This window comes from Nonomuraea sp. NPDC049141 (assembly GCF_040648415.1).
Lineage (GTDB): Bacteria > Actinomycetota > Actinomycetes > Streptosporangiales > Streptosporangiaceae > Nonomuraea.
Genome location: NZ_JBEZDR010000023.1, coordinates 61,231 through 77,611, shown reverse-complemented (window position 1 = coordinate 77,611; position 16,381 = coordinate 61,231). Strand labels below are relative to the sequence as shown.

At 69.7% G+C, this 16,381-nt stretch carries 18 protein-coding genes; 7 read left to right on the top strand and 11 right to left on the bottom strand.

What is annotated here, in order from left to right; translation table 11 throughout:
• Positions 1 to 12: 12 nt before the first annotated feature.
• From AB0B91_RS48570 to AB0B91_RS48545, 6 genes are read right to left on the bottom strand one after another with little or no spacing between them, the layout of a single operon-like run.
• A complete protein-coding gene (locus AB0B91_RS48570) occupies positions 13 to 771 on the bottom strand; it encodes a glucose 1-dehydrogenase (RefSeq protein WP_358336290.1) in 759 nt (252 codons plus the stop codon).
• A 1-nt stretch (position 772) separates the two neighbouring features.
• On the bottom strand, positions 773 to 3,049 hold the full coding sequence (locus AB0B91_RS48565) for a tetratricopeptide repeat protein (protein WP_358336287.1): 2,277 nt from the start codon (positions 3,047 to 3,049) through the stop codon (positions 773 to 775).
• A 19-nt stretch (positions 3,050 to 3,068) separates the two neighbouring features.
• Complete coding sequence (locus AB0B91_RS48560; RefSeq protein WP_358336284.1) at positions 3,069 to 3,821, bottom strand: hypothetical protein; 753 nt, start codon at positions 3,819 to 3,821, stop codon at positions 3,069 to 3,071.
• A 50-nt stretch (positions 3,822 to 3,871) separates the two neighbouring features.
• Complete coding sequence (gene dapF, locus AB0B91_RS48555) at positions 3,872 to 4,684, bottom strand: diaminopimelate epimerase (RefSeq protein WP_358336281.1); 813 nt, start codon at positions 4,682 to 4,684, stop codon at positions 3,872 to 3,874.
• 9 nt (positions 4,685 to 4,693) lie between these two features.
• Positions 4,694 to 5,599: a tRNA (adenosine(37)-N6)-dimethylallyltransferase MiaA gene (miaA, locus tag AB0B91_RS48550; protein ID WP_358336278.1), complete on the bottom strand. Its 906-nt coding sequence runs from the start codon at positions 5,597 to 5,599 to the stop codon at positions 4,694 to 4,696.
• A 40-nt stretch (positions 5,600 to 5,639) separates the two neighbouring features.
• A complete protein-coding gene (locus tag AB0B91_RS48545; RefSeq protein WP_358336275.1) occupies positions 5,640 to 6,155 on the bottom strand; it encodes a methylated-DNA--[protein]-cysteine S-methyltransferase in 516 nt (171 codons plus the stop codon).
• A 108-nt stretch (positions 6,156 to 6,263) separates the two neighbouring features.
• On the opposite strand from AB0B91_RS48545, the gene AB0B91_RS48540 reads away from it, so the two are divergent.
• Together AB0B91_RS48540 and AB0B91_RS48535 are read left to right on the top strand one after the other, a co-directional pair.
• Complete coding sequence (locus AB0B91_RS48540; RefSeq protein ID WP_358336272.1) at positions 6,264 to 7,175, top strand: class I SAM-dependent methyltransferase; 912 nt, start codon at positions 6,264 to 6,266, stop codon at positions 7,173 to 7,175.
• 26 nt (positions 7,176 to 7,201) lie between these two features.
• Complete coding sequence (locus AB0B91_RS48535; protein ID WP_358336270.1) at positions 7,202 to 8,104, top strand: ribonuclease Z; 903 nt, start codon at positions 7,202 to 7,204, stop codon at positions 8,102 to 8,104.
• Between the two features lies 1 nt (position 8,105).
• Here the strand turns inward: AB0B91_RS48535 and AB0B91_RS48530 are convergent, their stop codons facing one another.
• Positions 8,106 to 8,978, bottom strand: coding sequence for an LLM class flavin-dependent oxidoreductase (locus AB0B91_RS48530; RefSeq protein ID WP_358336267.1), 873 nt, complete (start codon positions 8,976 to 8,978; stop codon positions 8,106 to 8,108).
• Between the two features lie 42 nt (positions 8,979 to 9,020).
• Complete coding sequence (locus AB0B91_RS48525) at positions 9,021 to 9,446, bottom strand: MarR family winged helix-turn-helix transcriptional regulator (protein ID WP_358336264.1); 426 nt, start codon at positions 9,444 to 9,446, stop codon at positions 9,021 to 9,023.
• A 63-nt stretch (positions 9,447 to 9,509) separates the two neighbouring features.
• On the opposite strand from AB0B91_RS48525, the gene AB0B91_RS48520 reads away from it, so the two are divergent.
• Together AB0B91_RS48520 and AB0B91_RS48515 are read left to right on the top strand one after the other, a co-directional pair.
• A complete protein-coding gene (locus AB0B91_RS48520; RefSeq protein ID WP_358336261.1) occupies positions 9,510 to 9,908 on the top strand; it encodes a VOC family protein in 399 nt (132 codons plus the stop codon).
• A gap of 45 nt (positions 9,909 to 9,953) precedes the next feature.
• Positions 9,954 to 10,820, top strand: coding sequence for a hypothetical protein (locus AB0B91_RS48515; protein ID WP_358336259.1), 867 nt, complete (start codon positions 9,954 to 9,956; stop codon positions 10,818 to 10,820).
• Between the two features lie 25 nt (positions 10,821 to 10,845).
• On the opposite strand, the gene AB0B91_RS48510 is transcribed toward AB0B91_RS48515, so the two are convergent.
• Positions 10,846 to 11,589: an isocitrate lyase/phosphoenolpyruvate mutase family protein gene (locus tag AB0B91_RS48510; RefSeq protein WP_358336256.1), complete on the bottom strand. Its 744-nt coding sequence runs from the start codon at positions 11,587 to 11,589 to the stop codon at positions 10,846 to 10,848.
• Between the two features lie 73 nt (positions 11,590 to 11,662).
• Entirely contained in the window at positions 11,663 to 12,211 is a 549-nt protein-coding gene (locus AB0B91_RS48505; protein ID WP_358336253.1) for a hypothetical protein, read from the bottom strand.
• Between the two features lie 183 nt (positions 12,212 to 12,394).
• Between AB0B91_RS48505 and AB0B91_RS48500 the strand changes: the two genes are divergently transcribed.
• Complete coding sequence (locus tag AB0B91_RS48500) at positions 12,395 to 12,988, top strand: hypothetical protein (protein ID WP_358336250.1); 594 nt, start codon at positions 12,395 to 12,397, stop codon at positions 12,986 to 12,988.
• Between the two features lie 91 nt (positions 12,989 to 13,079).
• On the opposite strand, the gene miaB is transcribed toward AB0B91_RS48500, so the two are convergent.
• The gene (gene miaB, locus AB0B91_RS48495; protein ID WP_358336247.1) at positions 13,080 to 14,567 is read right to left on the bottom strand and encodes a tRNA (N6-isopentenyl adenosine(37)-C2)-methylthiotransferase MiaB; all 1,488 of its coding nucleotides are present in this window, start codon (positions 14,565 to 14,567) and stop codon (positions 13,080 to 13,082) included.
• Between the two features lie 134 nt (positions 14,568 to 14,701).
• On the opposite strand from miaB, the gene AB0B91_RS48490 reads away from it, so the two are divergent.
• Positions 14,702 to 15,457 carry an amino acid ABC transporter ATP-binding protein gene (locus tag AB0B91_RS48490; protein ID WP_219527635.1) on the top strand — a complete coding sequence of 252 codons (756 nt, stop codon included), beginning with the start codon at positions 14,702 to 14,704 and terminating at the stop codon, positions 15,455 to 15,457.
• Between the two features lie 41 nt (positions 15,458 to 15,498).
• Positions 15,499 to 16,350 (top strand): glutamate ABC transporter substrate-binding protein, encoded by an 852-nt coding sequence (locus AB0B91_RS48485; protein WP_358336244.1) that lies wholly within the window; start codon positions 15,499 to 15,501, stop codon positions 16,348 to 16,350.
• Positions 16,351 to 16,381 lie beyond the last annotated feature (31 nt).

Sequence of the window (16,381 nt, the reverse complement as noted above, 5' to 3'; positions counted from 1 at the left end):
CAGGCGATTCGCTCAGGTGATGAGGATGCCGCCGTCGACGGGGAGGACGACGCCGGTGATGTACGAGGACGCGTCACTCGCCAGGAAGACCGCCGCGGCCACCAACTCCGCCGGATCCCCCACCCGTCCCATGACCACCCGCTGCGCCAGCATCCGCTCCAGATATGCGGGGTTGTACTGCTCCGTCATCTCCGAGGCGAAGAACCCCGGCTCCAGGCAGTTGACCCGGATCCCCCGCCGCCCCGTCCACTGTTGCGCCAGGTCCCGGGTCAGCCCGATCACCGCCGCCTTCGACGCGCTGTAAGCGGCCTGCGGCAGCCCCGCCGTCGTCTCGCCCAGGATGCTGCCGATGTTGACGATCGACGAGCCGGGCCGCATCACCCGCGCGCACGCCTGCGCCATCCAGTAGGTGCCGTGCAGGTTGATGTCGACCACCTGCCGGAACTCCTCCGGTGTCTCCCGCAGCGCGGGCACGGCGGTGCCGACCCCGGCGTTGTTGATCAGCACGTCGACCGAGCCCATGGTCTCCACGGCCGCGGCGACCAGCGCCTGGCAGTCCTCGACCCGCGTCACGTCGGTCTTGACGGCCAGGCACCGGCGGCCGGTCTCCTCGACCAGCCGCCGCGTCTCATCCAGCCGGTCCTGCCGCCGGGCGCCGATCACGATGTCGGCCCCGGCCTCGGCCAGCCCGCGGGCGAAGGCCACGCCCAGTCCCGACGACGCGCCGGTGACGACGGCGACCTTCCCCTCGAGGCTGAACCGCTGGAGCATGTTAGAGACCGTATTCCTTGACGATCCGCTCGTGGCGCTCGACCTCCACGTCGACCTCCTTGGCCAGGTCGAGCCAGGCCAGCGGGTGCGACCACCGCTCGGTGGCGTCGTCGAGCAGCGCGTCGACCTCGGTCGCCGAGACGTCCGGCGGCACCGCGACCCAGCCGAACACCCCGGGCAGCGCCTCGCCGCCGGTCGGGTGGGTGACCGTGTAGTTCTCGTCGCTGTAGACCCACATCGGCCAGCCGCGCTCGGCCATGACCTCGGTGAACTCCGCCCAGTCCTCCTCGCTCGGCGCGGCGCCGTCGAAGAAGTAGCTGGTGTAGCCGCCGGGCCGCAGGATGCGCACCGCTGCGAACGGCGGCACGAAGTTCTGCTGCTCTTCGGGGTCGTCGGGGACCGGCTCCAGCAACTGTGGGTCGAACACGACCAGGTCGCCGGCGTTGTAGTCCATGCCGCGGGGCTGCGGCAGGGCGAGCCGGGCGGTGGCCGGGCCGGTGCGGATGGACAGGATCTGCCGCTGACCGCCGTCGGGCGCGGGGAGGATGACCCGGATGAGGCCCATCTCCTCCTCGATCGGGCCTTCGGTCGACTTGACCGGCATGCCGATCTTGGCGGTGCCCTTGCGGACGATGTCCCAGTCCTCGCTCGAGGTGGCCATGACGATCATGCGCCAGGTGTCCTCTTCGGTGATCTCGTCGATCACTTCGAGCAGCGCCTGGGCGCCCTTGGCGTTCTCGTCGAGCTGCTGGGCCGCGGTGGCCACCAGGCGGCGCGCCTCGAGACCGCCGCCGGCCGCCACGGCGTGCTCGGCCGCCTCCAGCGCCTCCGGCCAACGCTCGCGGGCGCTGTGCAGCCGCGCCAGCGCGAGGTATTGGGTGTCGTGCGGCAGCAGCGCCGCCAGCTGCTCCAGCCGCTCGTCCTGGCGGGCCTCGACGAGCAGCGTGGTCAGGGTGGAGATGTCGTCGGGCTCGGCGGCGGCGAGGTCGCCGGAGTCGACCAGCAGCTTCCAGTAGATGTCGGCGCCCGTCGCCGGGTAGCCGAGGAAGCCGAGCGTGGTGGTGTGGCGGCGGGTGGTCTCCAGGTCCTCGCCGGAGCGCGGGGCCAGCCAGCCGACCCACCGCTCGGGGTCGGCGTTGTGGCCGTCGGCGGCGTCGAAGTAGGCCACCCGCTCCTCGACCGGACCCGGCGCGGGCGGCTCGGCCGTCGCGTCGGCGGCGGCGCGCAGGGCGGCGATCCGCTCGGCCACTCCCGCGCTCTCGCGCAGCTCGGCGGCGGCCGACTGGGCCTGGTCGGCCAGCAGCCGCGCCTGCCAGACGCCCTGCCTGGCGATGGCCAGCTCACCCGCGACCAGCGAGAGCTCGAAGCGGGCGCGGTAGCCGCCCATCATGCCGAAGTAGTCGATCCACTGGCGCAGCACGCGGCCGAGCTGCCAGGTGTTGGTGATCTGCGAGGAGCCGGCCAGCTTGGCGACCGCCTGCGACCACTCCACCCACGAGTGCGGGTGCTCGCCGACCACGTCGAGGTCGGGCAGCGCGTCGACGGCCTCGGCGATGCGGCCGAGCGTGGCCAGAATCAGCGCCCGGCGTACGCCGTCGCGGTGTGCCTTGGCCACCGGGTCGTCGGCCTGGAAGTCGGCCGCGGCCTGGAGCGCGGCCAGCGCGTCCTCTCCGCGTCCGGCGGCGAGCAGCGCGCGGGCGCTCTCGGCGCCGAGCTCCCAGCTCGCCTCACGGTCGGCGGCGCGCAGCCGCTCGACGGCGGTCTCGGCGTAGGTCACGGCCTCGCCGGCCCGGCCCGCGTCGATGAGCGCGGCGATGTACTGCGTCACCAGCCCGGTGTAGGCGGGGTTGGCCGGCTGGAGGTCCTCGATGACCGCGTTGAGCGTCTCCAGGCGTTCGGCCGCGTAGCCCGGGCCGTCGGCGTTGGCCCACGCCAGCGCGAGCGCCTCGACCGCGGCCGGTGTGGCCGGGCAGTCGCGCACCTCTTCGCGCTGAGCGAACGACAGCAACTGCTCGGCGTCACCGATCGCGACGGCACCCTGCGCGCGGTCGCCCACGCGGCCGAGCAGGTGCCAGTAGCGGGCGTAGAACTCGAGCCACGGGAGCTCCAGGGCCTCCGCCTGCTGTGCGATGGCCGGAGCCATCACGTCTAGCTGGGGGTATCGCCCCTCATAGGCCTGTGCGGGCAGGTCTCCCAGCGCCATGGCGAGGCCCACATTGCCCGCCTCAGAAAGCTGCTGCTGGGTTTCACCGACCCAGGCCCAGATGTCCACGTCCATGAGCAGTCAGTCTGCCAGGTCAATGAGCGTGCCCAAAACGCAGAAGCTCGATGAGCTCGTCCGATTCGTCATTGTCCAATACCGAAAATACCGATGCCAGCAGATCATCGGTCGTGTCTTCGACCGCGGCCCGCTTCGCGACCACCTCGGGACCCGGCTTCTGGTACGGCTCCGGCCAATTGCAGAACCGCGCCATCGCCTCACCGGGCGTGTGTCCGAAAGGTGCGTCATGTTCGGCCGCCAGCATCGCCTCCAGCGGGTGGAGGCCCGCCGCGAGCACCGCGTTGGCGTGCAGCCCCCCTCGCAGCTCCCGTACGACGTGCATGAGCTGCGTGGCCCGCGCGGGCGGGTCGTCGGGCAGGGGTACGGCCCGCCACCCGGCGAACAGCGGCGCCCCGGCGACCGGGGCCTGGGCGACGACCCGTTCGAGCAGTTCGGCGAGCCTGGCGCAGCCGTCGAAGTCGCCGAGCCGGCGCCGTCCCCACTCCTGGCAGGCTTCGGCGTAGCTCTCGACGGCCCGCTCGACGCTCAGCTTGCGCCCGCCGTACCAGCTCTCCTCGACGTGGGCGGCGGGGAAGAAGACCGCGACGGAGGTGACCACGTCGGCCTCGCACTCGCCGAGAACCCCGCAGCGCCCGCGGAAGTAGAACTCACGCGGGCCGAGACCGTACTCCTCGCAGCGGGTCTTGGCCTCCCTGGAGATCATGAATCCGCCGCCGTACTGGCCGATCGGGGTCTTGACCAGCACGGCCGTGGTTCTCGGGTCCGCCATGTCCAGCCCTCTCGGTTCGGGAAGTGGACCCAGGATCTCTCAGGAGAACATCATTCTGCAAGCGTCAGGGTGCCGCTCGCGAGGATCACGGCGGGGCCGGTCAGATAGCTGGTCTCCTCGTCGAGCGTGACGACGACCGTGCCGCCGGGCACCTCGATCGTCCAGGTGCCGGTGGTCTCGCCGGACAGGGCCGCGGCCGCGACGGCGGTGGCGATCGTGCCGGTGCCGCAGGAGCGGGTCTCGCCCGAGCCGCGCTCGTAGACGCGCATGACCGCGCGGCTGGCGCCGACCGCGTTGAACAGCTCGATGTTGACGCCCCTGGGGAAGACACCCGGGTCGAAGCCGGGCTGGTGGGTCAGGTCGAGCTGCGCGACCGGGTCGCCGATGGCGCAGGCCAGGTGCGGGTTGCCTATGTCGACGTGGACGCCTTCGTACTCCTGCCCGGTGACGGTGGTGACACTCGTGCCGCGGACGACGGGCTTGCCCATGTCGACGGTGACGTCGCCGTTGTCCTCGATGCGGATCCTCCGGACGCCGCCCCTGGTCGCCACGTCGAACTCGCTCTCACCGGCCAGCCCGGTCTCGACGAGGTAGCGGGCGAAGACGCGCGCGCCGTTGCCGCACATCTCGGCCATGCTGCCGTCGGCGTTGCGGTAGTCCATGAACCACTCGGCGGTGGTGGCCTGGTCGGCGACCTCGGGGCTGAGCTTGGTGCGCACCACGCGCAGGACGCCGTCGGCGCCGATCCCGGACCGCCGTTCGCAGATCGCGGCGACCAGCGCGGCGGACAGGTCGAGCTCGCCATCGGGGTCGGGGAGGATGACGAAATCGTTCTCGGTGCCGTGCCCCTTGAGAAAACGCATAGGACGATTTTATCCGGAGCCTTGGTCGGCGATTCGCGCCAGGGATCGTTCCAGCAGGTCGGGGGCGTCGTAGGGCAACCACTGGACCCGCGGGTCGCGGCGGAACCACGACTCCTGGCGGCGGGCGAAACGCCTGGTCGCCCTGACGGTCTCGGCGAACGCCTGCTCCTCTGTCCACTCGCCGTCGAGGTAGCGCGCCACCTGGGCGTACCCCAGCGCTCGGCCGGCCGTACGCCCCTCGGCCAAGCCCTGCCCGAGCAGCCCCCGCACCTCATCGACCAGGCCAGCCGCCCACATGCGCCCGACCCTGATCTCGATCCGCTCGTCGAGCTCCGGCCGGGGCACCGCCAGCCCGATCTGCACACTCGGGTAGATCGCCTCGAACGACGGCATGGTCGCGGAGAACGGGCGCCCCGAGTGCTCGATCACCTCCAGCGCGCGGACGATCCGGCGGCCGTTGCTCGGCAGGATCGCCGCCGCCGCGGCCGGATCGGCCTCTCGCAGCCGCTCGTACAGCGGTGCCGGGCCGCGTTCGGCCAACTCGGCCTCCAACCTGGCCCTGATCTCCGGGTCGGTGCCGGGGAAGTCCAGGTCGTCGATGGCCGCGCGTACGTACAGCCCGCTGCCGCCGACCAGCACGGGCGCCGCCAGCGACTCGATGAGCGACCTGGCCAGCTTCTGGTATTCGGCCACGCTGGCGGTCACCGTGACGTCCCAGATGTCGAGCAGGTGATGCGGCACCCCCCGCTGCTCGGCCAGGGAAAGCTTTGCCGTGCCTATATCCATTCCTCGATAAAGCTGCATCGAGTCGGCATTGATGCATTCGCCCCCCAGCCGGAGGGCGAGATCCACGGCTAGATCCGACTTTCCGGCTGCCGTGGGACCCACGACGGCGATGACTGGCTGCTGACGCACACCGACAAGTGTGTCAACTGTCTGGGTATGGACGAACCGCTTAGAGGTCCAGCAGTGTTGGCTGCAGGTATCCCTCGTGGGTCAGCAGCCAGCGCTTGGTCTCCACACCCTCGCCGCCGCTGAATCCGCCCAGCCCGTTGCCCGCGACCACCCGGTGGCAGGGCACCACGATCGGGATCGGGTTGGAGCCCATGATCGAACCGATGCCGCGGGCCGGCACCCGCGATCCGCTCCGCTCGGCCAGCTCGCCGTAGGTGACGGCGGTGCCGTACGGGATGCCGTGCAGGGTCTTCAGCACCTGGCGCCGCGACCCCGAGGTCAGCCGCCAGTCGATCGGGGTCTCGAAGGTACGCAGGTCACCGGCGAAGTAGGCGTTCAGCTCGGCGACGGCGAAGGCCATGCGCCCGGGATCATCCACCTCGGTCAGATCCGAGAGCCGCTCACCCGGATGCGTCCTTGCGCCCCACCCCGTGGCGGCCAGGCCGACCTCGGTCACGGCCAGCACGAACGGTCCTACCGGCGTCGGCACCTCGGCGAACGCGACCGTACCCATCATGTCCTCCCCTGGGGGATTTACTCCCGGGCATAAACACTAGGCGACTCCCGGATGGCCATGTGGCGAAGCCTCTTCAGGGCCGGGTATCCGAGTTGTTACCGTCCGAACATGCCAGCACCGACTGCCGCCGCACTGGACCGGATCCCCGGCTGGTTCTGGCCTGCCGACCAGCGCCTGTTCGCGTGGTTCCTGTCGACGGGCACGCAGGGCGATCTCCTGGAGCTCGGGACGTACCTCGGCAAGAGCGCGGTCCTGATCGGCGGGCACCTTCGTCCGGGAGAGTCGTTCACGGTCTGCGACCTGTTCGAGCTGGAGGCGCCCGACGCCGCCAACGAGGCGGAGACCACCGGCTCCTACTCCACGCTCACCCGGGAACGGTTCGAGCAGAACTACCTGAGCGTCCACGACAGCCTGCCGGAGATCGTGCACGGGCCGACCTCGGTGATCCTGGACCACGTCAAGGCGGACTCCTGCCGGTTCGTCCACGTTGATGCCTCGCATCTCTACACCCACGTCAAGGCGGACGTCCTGGCGGCGCGGGCGGTGCTGCGGGAGGACGGGATCGTCGCCTTCGACGACTACCGCAGCGAGCACACGCCGGGCGTCGCGCTCGCGGTCTGGGAGGCGGTCGCCGGGCTCGGGCTGTCCCCGATCTGCGTCAGCTCGCAGAAGCTGTACGCCACGTGGGGCGACCCCGCGCCCGTCCAGCGGCGCCTGCTCGACTGGCTGGCCGCCACCCCCGAGCTCTGGCACACCACGGACGTGCTCGGCGAACGGGAACTCGTCCGCGTCAACCAGCGCAAGAAGCCCGCCCCGGCGGGCGACCTGGGCGAGCTGGGCCGGCTCAGCGCCGAACTCCGGCGCACGGCGGCGGACCTGAAGAAGACCGCGGCGGAATCCCGTACCGCCGTCCAGAACCTGAAGACCGCCACCAGGGAGATCAGCCTGGCCGGACCCGTCGTCCAGCGCGCGGTCCGCTGGACCCGCAGACACCTCACCCGCCGCAAAGCCCCCGTCTAGGCATCGAACGGTTTAACATCGCGCTCGTGTCATCCCGTGAACTCGTCATCCTGGGAACGTCCAGCGCGGTGCCCACGCGCCACCGAAACCACAACGGGTACCTGCTGCGCTGGGACGGCCAGGGCTACCTGTTCGACCCGGGTGAGGGCACGCAGCGGCAGATGGTGCACGCCGGGGTCAGCGCCAACGACGTCCACTGGCTGTGCCTGACGCACTTCCACGGCGACCACTGCCTGGGCGTGCCCGGCGTGGTGCAGCGCATCGCGCGCGACAAGGTCCGGCATCCCGTACGAGCCGTCTTCCCGGCCTCCGGCGCCGAATACTGGCAACGGCTCCGTCACGCCGCCGTCTTCGCCGACACCGGCGTCATCGAAGAGCAGCCGGTCAGCGGCGATCACGCCACCATCGGCCCGTTGACCGCGCGCCGCCTGTCCCACCCCGTCGAGTCCTACGGCTACCGCCTCCAAGAACCGTCCAGCCGCCGCATGCTGCCCGACAAGCTCGCATTTTTCGGTATTCGCGGACCTGAAATCAGCGAGCTCCAGCGCACCGGGTCCGTCCGCGGCATCACGCTCGACCAGTGCAGCGTCCCCAGAACCGGGCAGAGCGCCGCCGTCATCATGGACACCCGCCTGTGCGATGCCGTCTTCGAACTCGCCGCCGGCACCGACCTGCTGGTGATCGAGTCGACGTTCCTGTCCGCCGAGAGCACCCTGGCCAAGGAGTACGGCCACCTCACCGCGGCCGAGGCCGGTCAGGTCGCGGCCGAGGCGGGGGCGCGCCGTCTGGTGCTGACCCACTTCTCCGAACGCTACGGCTTCGCCGACGAACCCGCCTTCCTCGGCGAGGCACGGCGCGACTACGACGGCGAGATCATCCTGGCCCGCGATCTGATGAAGATCCCCGTGCCCCGGCGACGGCACCCGTAGGTCAGGGGACCAGCGGGCGCACTTCTTCGGCCACGAACCGTACGAAGCCTTCGAGATCGGGCTCGTCGGCCGTCGGCTGGAGCACCACGGTGTCGGCCCCGGCGTCCGCCAGCCGTTGGACGGCCTTGGCGACCGTGCCCGCGTCCCCGGCGACTCCGGCGTCCGGTTTGCCGGCGTCGCCCCAGCGCTCGAGTTCGGCCTTGAGGCGTTCGGCACTGTCCGGGCCGATCGCCGTGTGGAGGCCGGCGATCAGCTCGTGGTGGTCGGTACGCCCGGCCCCCACCCGCCCCTCGTCGATCAGCCCTCGGGCCTGTCGTACCTGGTCGGGCGGGGTTCCGGCGACGAGGATGGTGCCGTCGGCGGCCTCGCCGGACAGCCGCAGCGACCGCGGCCCGATCGCGCCGGCGAGCACCGGTGGCGCCGTCTCCGGCGGCCAGTCGAGTGCGACGTCGTCGAGCCGCACGTAACGGCCGTCCACGGTGACCCGCTCGCCACGCAGCAGCGCCCGTAGCGCCGCGAGGTGCTCGCGCAGCAGCGTCAGGGGCGAGTCCACCCGCGCGCCCGCCTGGGCCATCCACTCCTGAACGCCGTGACCGACACCCAGGACGACCCGCCCCGGGAACAGCCGGTACAGCGTGGCCACCTCCATCGCGGTCAGGGCGACGTTCCGCAGGGGCACCGGGAGCAGGCCGACACCGATGCGCAGCCGTTCGGTCCAGGCCAGGGCCGCGGCCGCGCTGGCGATGCCGCTCTGGGAGAAGCAGTCCTCCCAGAGCCAGAGTTCGTCCAGCCCGGCCTCCTCCGCCGCGCGGGCCACGCCGCGCATCCGTTCGGGAGGGAGCTGAGGCCGGAACACGGCGCCGAGAGCAGTCATGAGATCTGTCCTACCTGCTCCGCCCCGAACGGACAACAGGAGCTAGACCAGGATCCGGGTGAGCAGGTCGTGGAGCTGGTCGCGTTCGGCGGCGTCGAGTGGGGCGAGGAGCTCGTCCTGGATGGCTCGCGCCTCCTGTGTCAGGCGGGTGAGTTCGCACCGTCCGGCGGCGGTGATGGTGGCGGTGACCCTGCGGCGGTCGGCGGGGTCGCGGGCGCGGTCGACGAAGCCGGGCGCAGAGAGCTCGTCCAGGACCTTGACCACGTCGCTCGGGTCGATGCCGAGCCTGGCCGACAGGTCACGCTGGGCGTGCGGCCCGAAGTCCGCCAACGCCGCCAGCACGGCCATGTGCCACATGCGCAGCCCGTCTGCCGCCAGCCGCGCGGCCAGCCGGCCTCTGGCCGCCTTCCCGGTCTTCGACAGCAGGTACGTGGTGAGTCCGAGCAGGCTCGGCGGCAGCGTTTCCATCCTCGATATTGTATGGTCGGACCCAATAATAGGTCTCGACCCACTATTTCAGGAGATTTCCGGATGGACGTGCTACATCCCCGACTGCTGGTTTCGGCGTTCGCGGAGTGCTTCGCCTTCTATGACGCGGTCCTGCCAGAGGTGCTCGGGGCGAACCTCGCGAAGGGCGGCCCGGACGGCCCCTACGCGCACTGGGACGTGGGGTCGGAGGGCGTGCTGTCGATGCTCGACCGCGGCTTCATGAGCGAGATCGCGGGCACGGGCGCCCTGCCGGCGAACGCCGTCGCACAGGACCACGTCATGCTCGTCAGCCGGGTGGCCGACGTCGACCGGGCGTACGCGATCTGCCTGGCCCACGGTGGCCGGTCGGTCGCGGAGCCCGCGGACCGGCCCGGCTGGGGCCTGCGAGCCGCGCACGTCCGTGACCCGGAGGGCAATCTGGTGGAGTTCCAGTCCTACTGAGCTACGATTGACAATACTACGTTTAACGAATTATGGTCCCAGGTCATGCCAAAGAGATCATTGGCGCTGGCGGCGCTCGCTGTCATCGTCTCCGGTTGCGGGACGACCAGCACCGCACAGCCGTCTCCATCGGCCGCCACGGCCGGCCAGGGGCTTGGCGAGAACCAGCGAATCGAGCTGGCCAAAGCCGACTGCATGAAAGCGAATGGCTTCAAATACGTAGTGTGGATCCCTCCTGAGCTGCCCGAGACGGAGCAATCCAAAATGGCCTCCGCCCGCGACTACGAGGGCATGAAGGCGTACCGCGCCAAATACGGCTTCGGGGTGTCCGCCACGCTCGTCTACCCACCGACCGGCGAGACCGGAGCACAGGAGCACGAGCCCAAGAACCCGAACGTCGCCCTCGTCAAGGCCCTCTCGCCCGCACAGCGCCGTTCGTACGGGACCAAGTTCGAAAAATGTCAGATCGATGCGATCAAGCAGGTCACGGGCAAGGACGTGAAGTCGGCTGATGAGTGGAGCCGGTTCCGTGAACAGGCGTACGTCGCGCGCAGGAAGCGCGAGCTCAACGGCGATGCCCGGCTCACAGAACTGGCTACGGGCATGGCCGATTGCATGACCGCCAAAGGCTACCGGGTCACCTTGCACAGCCCGATAGCCATGCGGGACTGGGGGTTCACGACGTTCACCAGGGAATTGCACGAGCTCGCGAAGAAAGAAGACAAGAGCGTTCCCGACTTCGACCCGGAGTCCGGCACGGGCTACATCCCGGCGCACCTCACGGACGGCGAGAAGCGCGCCATTCTGAACCGAGAGATCAAGGCGGCGCTCGACGACCTCGAATGCGGCAAGGACTTCCACCTTGCCGCGGCAGCGAAGGATGACCAGCTCAGCACCGAGCTGACAGAGTAACCCGGCCCGGTCCTCTTGAACGCGGTCACTCGTACGGGCTGCGGCCCTCGTCGATCGCTTGGATCAGGCCGCGAGCGTACTCGTACGCGGCCCGGTGCAGCCCGCCCCCGTAGCTGACCCTGGCCACGCCCAGCTCGGCCAGCCGGGCCAGATCCGGAACACCGGGCCTGAACAGCACGTTCACCGGGCCACCGACCTCGCTCACCAGGGCCCGGATCTCCTCCGCGTCACCGAGGACGATCGGGTACACGCAGTCGGCGCCGGCCTCCAGGTAGCGCCGTGCCCGCGTCACGGCCGCCTCCCGCGTCCGGTCGCCGTACAGATAGGTGTCCACCCTGGCGTTGATCACGAGCCCCGGCCCGGCGGCGGCCCGCACGTCCGCCAGGAACTCGGCCTGCGCCGCCACGTCCATGAGCACATGGGTACGGGGGTCGGAGTCCTCCAGGTTGCAGCCGACGGCACCGGCCGCGAGCAGGCGTTCGACCAGCTCGGCCGGCTTCAGGCCGTACCCGCGCTCGATGTCCGCCGTCACGGGCACGTCCACGACGCGCGTGATGCGGGCCACGGCGGCCATCATCTCGGCGACGGGGGTCTCCTCGCCGTCCTCGTAGCCCAGCACCTGGGAGACGGCCGCGCTTCCGGTGGCGATCACCGGAAACCCGGCCTCCTGTACGGCCCGCGCGGACGCCGCGTCCCAGACGTTGGGCAGCACCAGCGGGTTGCCGGGCACGTGGAGAGCCCGCAGCAGGGCGGCCTTGTCAGTGGTCATAGGGCCAGCTTAGGAAGGGGGTGGCTCCCGCCAAAGGGCCAATGCCACGAGGAACCACCAAACCACTTGGCCGTCAGCAACCGCTCTTCGCGCACTGCCCGATGACCTCGCCCGCCGGGCCGTCCGCCGGGTTGTCGCCCGCCGACTCCTGCGTCGGCTTGGTCGGCGAGGATGTGGGCTTCTTGCCGTTCTTGGCCGGAGGCGTGGCCGTGGTGCGTGAATCGGTGCCCGCCGCCCCCTTGTCCGTATTCGTGCTCGTCTCCGGGTCCGTGGCCGCGTCACCCATGTCGGCGGCGGGTTCGTCGGACGAGAGTCCTTCGTCAGGGGCGTCCGTCTCGGCGTCGCCCATGGACGCCTCTTCATCCTGCAGCTCGTCGGCGGCGGTCTGAGTGGGGCTCGCCTGCCCGGCTTGGCCGGTGGACGGCGCGGGCCGGGCGGGGCCGCCGGGGCCACCCGCCAGCGCGAAGCCGATGCCGCCCGCCGCGAGCACGGCGACGAGGGCCGACGCGGCGATGATGACGGTCTTCTTGTTGGTGCCGGACCTGCCATTTCTGGCGGCTCTCGGCATATCGCCCGGCCCGGTGAGGATCTCCTGGCGATCCGGTTCCATCGGATCTTGCATGGTGGTGCGACTCCCTGCGGTCGTATCGGGAAAGCTCGCCGGCTTCCGCGGGTGATGGACCACACTAGCCGCAGGAGTCGAATGCTCGCGCACCAATCACAAAGGAATCACGACTTGTCACCGCATAAAGCTATTCGCCCAGGTGGTCGTGACCGCCTGGCAGCCGCGGCAGGTGTGGCCGGGGTGATCGTCGTCGCCGCGCTCGGGGTTTTCCTGTCGCTCATGGGATCCCAAAGTCCCGAGCCAAGAAAGGGCCCGGAAAATGATCAGGAAAGCGGGCTTTCTGATCTATCAAGCATTCCTTCGCCGAGCCCGAGCCCGCCTCCGCCTCTAACTTCGGCTACGCCCCCGGACGACAGCCAGGCCGCCGCCGACACCGATGACGCCGACGCCGACGACCCAGATCCCGACGGCGGCCCGCCCCCGGAGAACGGCCCGACGCCCGAGAAGGGCCTGACGCCCAAAGTGATCGAGGCGCGCCCGCAGCCCGTGCCTTCCCCGAGCCCGGGAGTGGGCGAAGCGCTGCCACCGCCCCCGCGGCGGGACAGCCCCACGCCGAGCGGACCGCCGGAGAGGTCGCGGGCACCCCGGCCCTTGCCGACCCCGCAGAAACCCACGGACCCCCTGCCGGACGCACCGGCGGCCCAGGCCACCGCCCCCAGCGAGCAGACCGAACGACACGAGCCTTCGACACCCCTGGGGGCCAACCCGTGCGCGACCTTCTTCGATTTCCGCCGCGACTACTGCAACCGACTGCTCGACCGCCTCGGCAGATGACCTCTCGGCAGGTCGCCCCGCGACAAGCCAGGCCTCTGACAAGGCGCGCCGTGACGGGCGGCCCCATAACAAGGGGCCCGTGACGAGGGGGCTAAGAAGCGGAGCACGCCCCCGCTGTCGGTACGGACGGCGGGCGGCCGATGGTGGGCATGCCGAGGGAGACGCCCTTGGCCGGAGCCGGGGCGCCCTGCCGCGCCTCCCAGGCGTCGCCCGCCCGGGTACGGCGGACGGAGACCGGCCCGTCGGCCACCAGGTGGTGCGGAGCCGCGTACGTGACCTCGACCGTGACCATGTCACCGGGCCGCGGCACGTGGTCGCCGACCGCGAAGTGCACCAGCCGGTTGTCGGCGGCGCGCCCGGACAGCCGGCGCGTGGCGTCGTCCTTGCGGCCCTCGCCCTCGGCGACCAGCACCTCCAGCGTCCGGCCCACCTGCTTGCGGTTCTCCGCCCAGGAGATCTCCTCCTGGAGGGCGACCAGGCGCTCGTAACGCTCCTGGACGACCTGCTTGGGGATCTGGTCGTCCATGGTCGCCGCGGGCGTGCCGGGCCGGATGGAGTACTGGAAGGTGAAGGCGTTGGCGAAGCGGCTCTGCCGGACGACGTCGAGGGTGGCCTGGAAGTCCTCCTCCGTCTCGCCGGGGAAGCCGACGATGATGTCGGTGGAGATGGCCGCGTCCGGCATGGCGGCGCGGACCCGCTCGATGATGCCGAGGTAGCGTTCGGCCCGGTAGGAGCGGCGCATCTCCTTCAGCAGGCGCGAGGAGCCCGACTGCAGCGGCATGTGGAGCTGGTGCATGACGTTGGGCGTCTCGGCCATGGCGGCGATCACGTCGTCGGTGAAGGCGGCCGGGTGCGGCGAGGTGAAGCGGACCCGCTCCAGCCCGTCGATGTCGCCGCAGGCGCGCAGCAGCTTGCCGAACGCCAGCCGGTCGCCGAACTCGACGCCGTAGGTGTTGACGTTCTGGCCGAGCAGCGTGACCTCAAGAACGCCCTGATCCACCAATGTCTGGACTTCGGCGAGAACGTCGCCGGGCCGCCGGTCCTTCTCCTTGCCCCGCAGCGACGGCACGATGCAGAACGTACAGGTGTTGTTGCAGCCGACCGAGATCGCGACCCAGGCGGCATAGGCGGACTCGCGCTTGGTGGGCAGCGTCGAGGGGAAGACCTCGAGCGACTCCTTGAGCTCGACCTGCGCCTCGCCCTGGATGCGGGCCCGCTCCAGCAGCACCGGCAGCGCCCCGAGGTTGTGGGTGCCGAACACCACGTCGACCCACGGCGCCTTGCGGACGATCTCGCCCTGGTCCTTCTGCGCCAGGCAGCCGCCCACGGCGATCTGCATGCGGGGGTTGCTCACCTTGGCCGGTCGTAGGTGGCCGAGGTTGCCGTAGAGGCGGTTGTCGGCGTTCTCGCGCACGGCGCACGTGTTGAACACCACAACGTCGGCGGTCTCGCCGTCGGCCGCGGCCACATAACCGGCGTCCTCCAGCAGACCGGAAAGACGCTCGGAATCGTGCACATTCATCTGGCACCCGTATGTGCGCACTTCATAGGTGCGGGCGCTCTCCTGGGTCACAGTCATCGCACGTCCAAGGGTAGTCCTTGTCCGGCTTGCGACGGTCGTAGGATTTAAAACACCAGCTTGACGGCACGATGTGATCGGATCGGTACCGCTCGGTTAGTGACCAGCGTCCTATCGACCCCTAGGTTTTGACCATGACGGAGAACGGGGACGTCACTCCACTGGTGAAGTTGGAGCACGTCAACAAGCACTTCGGGGCATTGCACGTCCTGAAGGACATCAACCTGACCGTTTCCCGTGGCGAGGTCCTGGTCGTGATCGGCCCTTCGGGTGGTGGCAAGTCCACCCTGTGCCGGGCCGTCAACCGGCTGGAGACCATCGACGGCGGGCAGATCATCTTCGACGGTCAGCCGTTGCCCGAAGAGGGCAAGGCACTGGCCAAGCTCCGCTCCGAAGTGGGCATGGTCTTCCAGTCGTTCAACCTGTTCGCCCACAAGACGATTCGCGAGAACGTCACACTGGGACCGATCAAGGTGCGCAAGAAGGCCCGTGACGCCGCGGACACGCGCGCCATGGAGCTGCTCGAACGGGTGGGCATCGCCGCGCAGGCGGACAAGTACCCGGCGCAGCTCTCCGGCGGCCAGCAGCAGCGCGTCGCGATCGCCAGGGCATTGGCCATGGACCCGAAGATGATCCTCTTCGACGAGCCGACGTCGGCGCTGGACCCGGAGATGGTCCAGGAGGTGCTCGACGTGATGATCGGGCTCGCTCGCGACGGCATGACGATGATGGTCGTCACGCACGAGATGGGGTTCGCCCGAAGGGCCGCGAACCGGGTGGTGTTCATGGCCGACGGTCAGATCGTCGAAGAGAACACACCGGATGAGTTCTTCACCAACGCCCAGACAGACCGGGCCAAGGACTTCCTCTCGAAGATCCTCACGCATTGATCCCAGTCCGCAGCAGGAAGATTGAGGTAACCACTATGCAGATGCGTCGAACTGGGGCCGTGCTCGCCGTCACGGCCATGGCGGCCGGTCTTGCCGCGTGTGGCGGTGGAGACAGCTACACCAACGTCATGGACAAGCTCAAGGGTGCCAAGGAAATCACCGTCGGCACCAAATGGGACCAGCCCAGCCTGGGTCTGAAAAAGGGTGGCGGCGATCCTGAGGGCTTCGACGTCGATGTCGCCAAGTACATCGTGAAGGAGCTGGCCGGCGGCCAGGATGTGAAGATCACGTGGAAGGAGTCGCCCTCGTCCAACCGCGAGGCGCTGCTCGCCAACGGCACCGTGGACATCATCTTCGCCACATACTCCATCACCGACGCGCGCAAGCCGAAGGTCACCTTCGGCGGTCCGTACGTCATCGTCCACCAGGACACCATGGTCCGCGCGGACGCCGCGGACATCACCAAGGCGACGGACCTGAAGGACAAGAGGATCTGCCAGGCGCAGGGCTCCAACTCCTACAAGCGGATCACCGACCCGCCGCCGGACGGCAAGCTCAACCTGCCCGCCAAGCTCGTCGGAGCCAGCAACTACTCCGAGTGCGTGCAGAAGCTCAGCGGTGGCAACCTCGACGCGGTCACCACCGACAACCTGATCCTCGCCGGCTTCGCCAGCCAGGACCCGGGCAAGTACAAGCTGCTCAACGACCCGTTCACGGACGAGAAGTACGGCATCGGCCTGAAGAAGGGCGACAAGACGACCTGCGAGGCCGTCAACAAGGCCGTCGCCAAGATGTGGCAGGACGGCACGGCCACCCAGCTCCTCACGAAGTGGTACGGCAAGACCGGCCTGGAGCTGCCCAAGGAGGCCCCACCGGCCGAGGGTTGCGCCTGATCCTCAACCTCGCGGCGGCCGGTAACCCGGC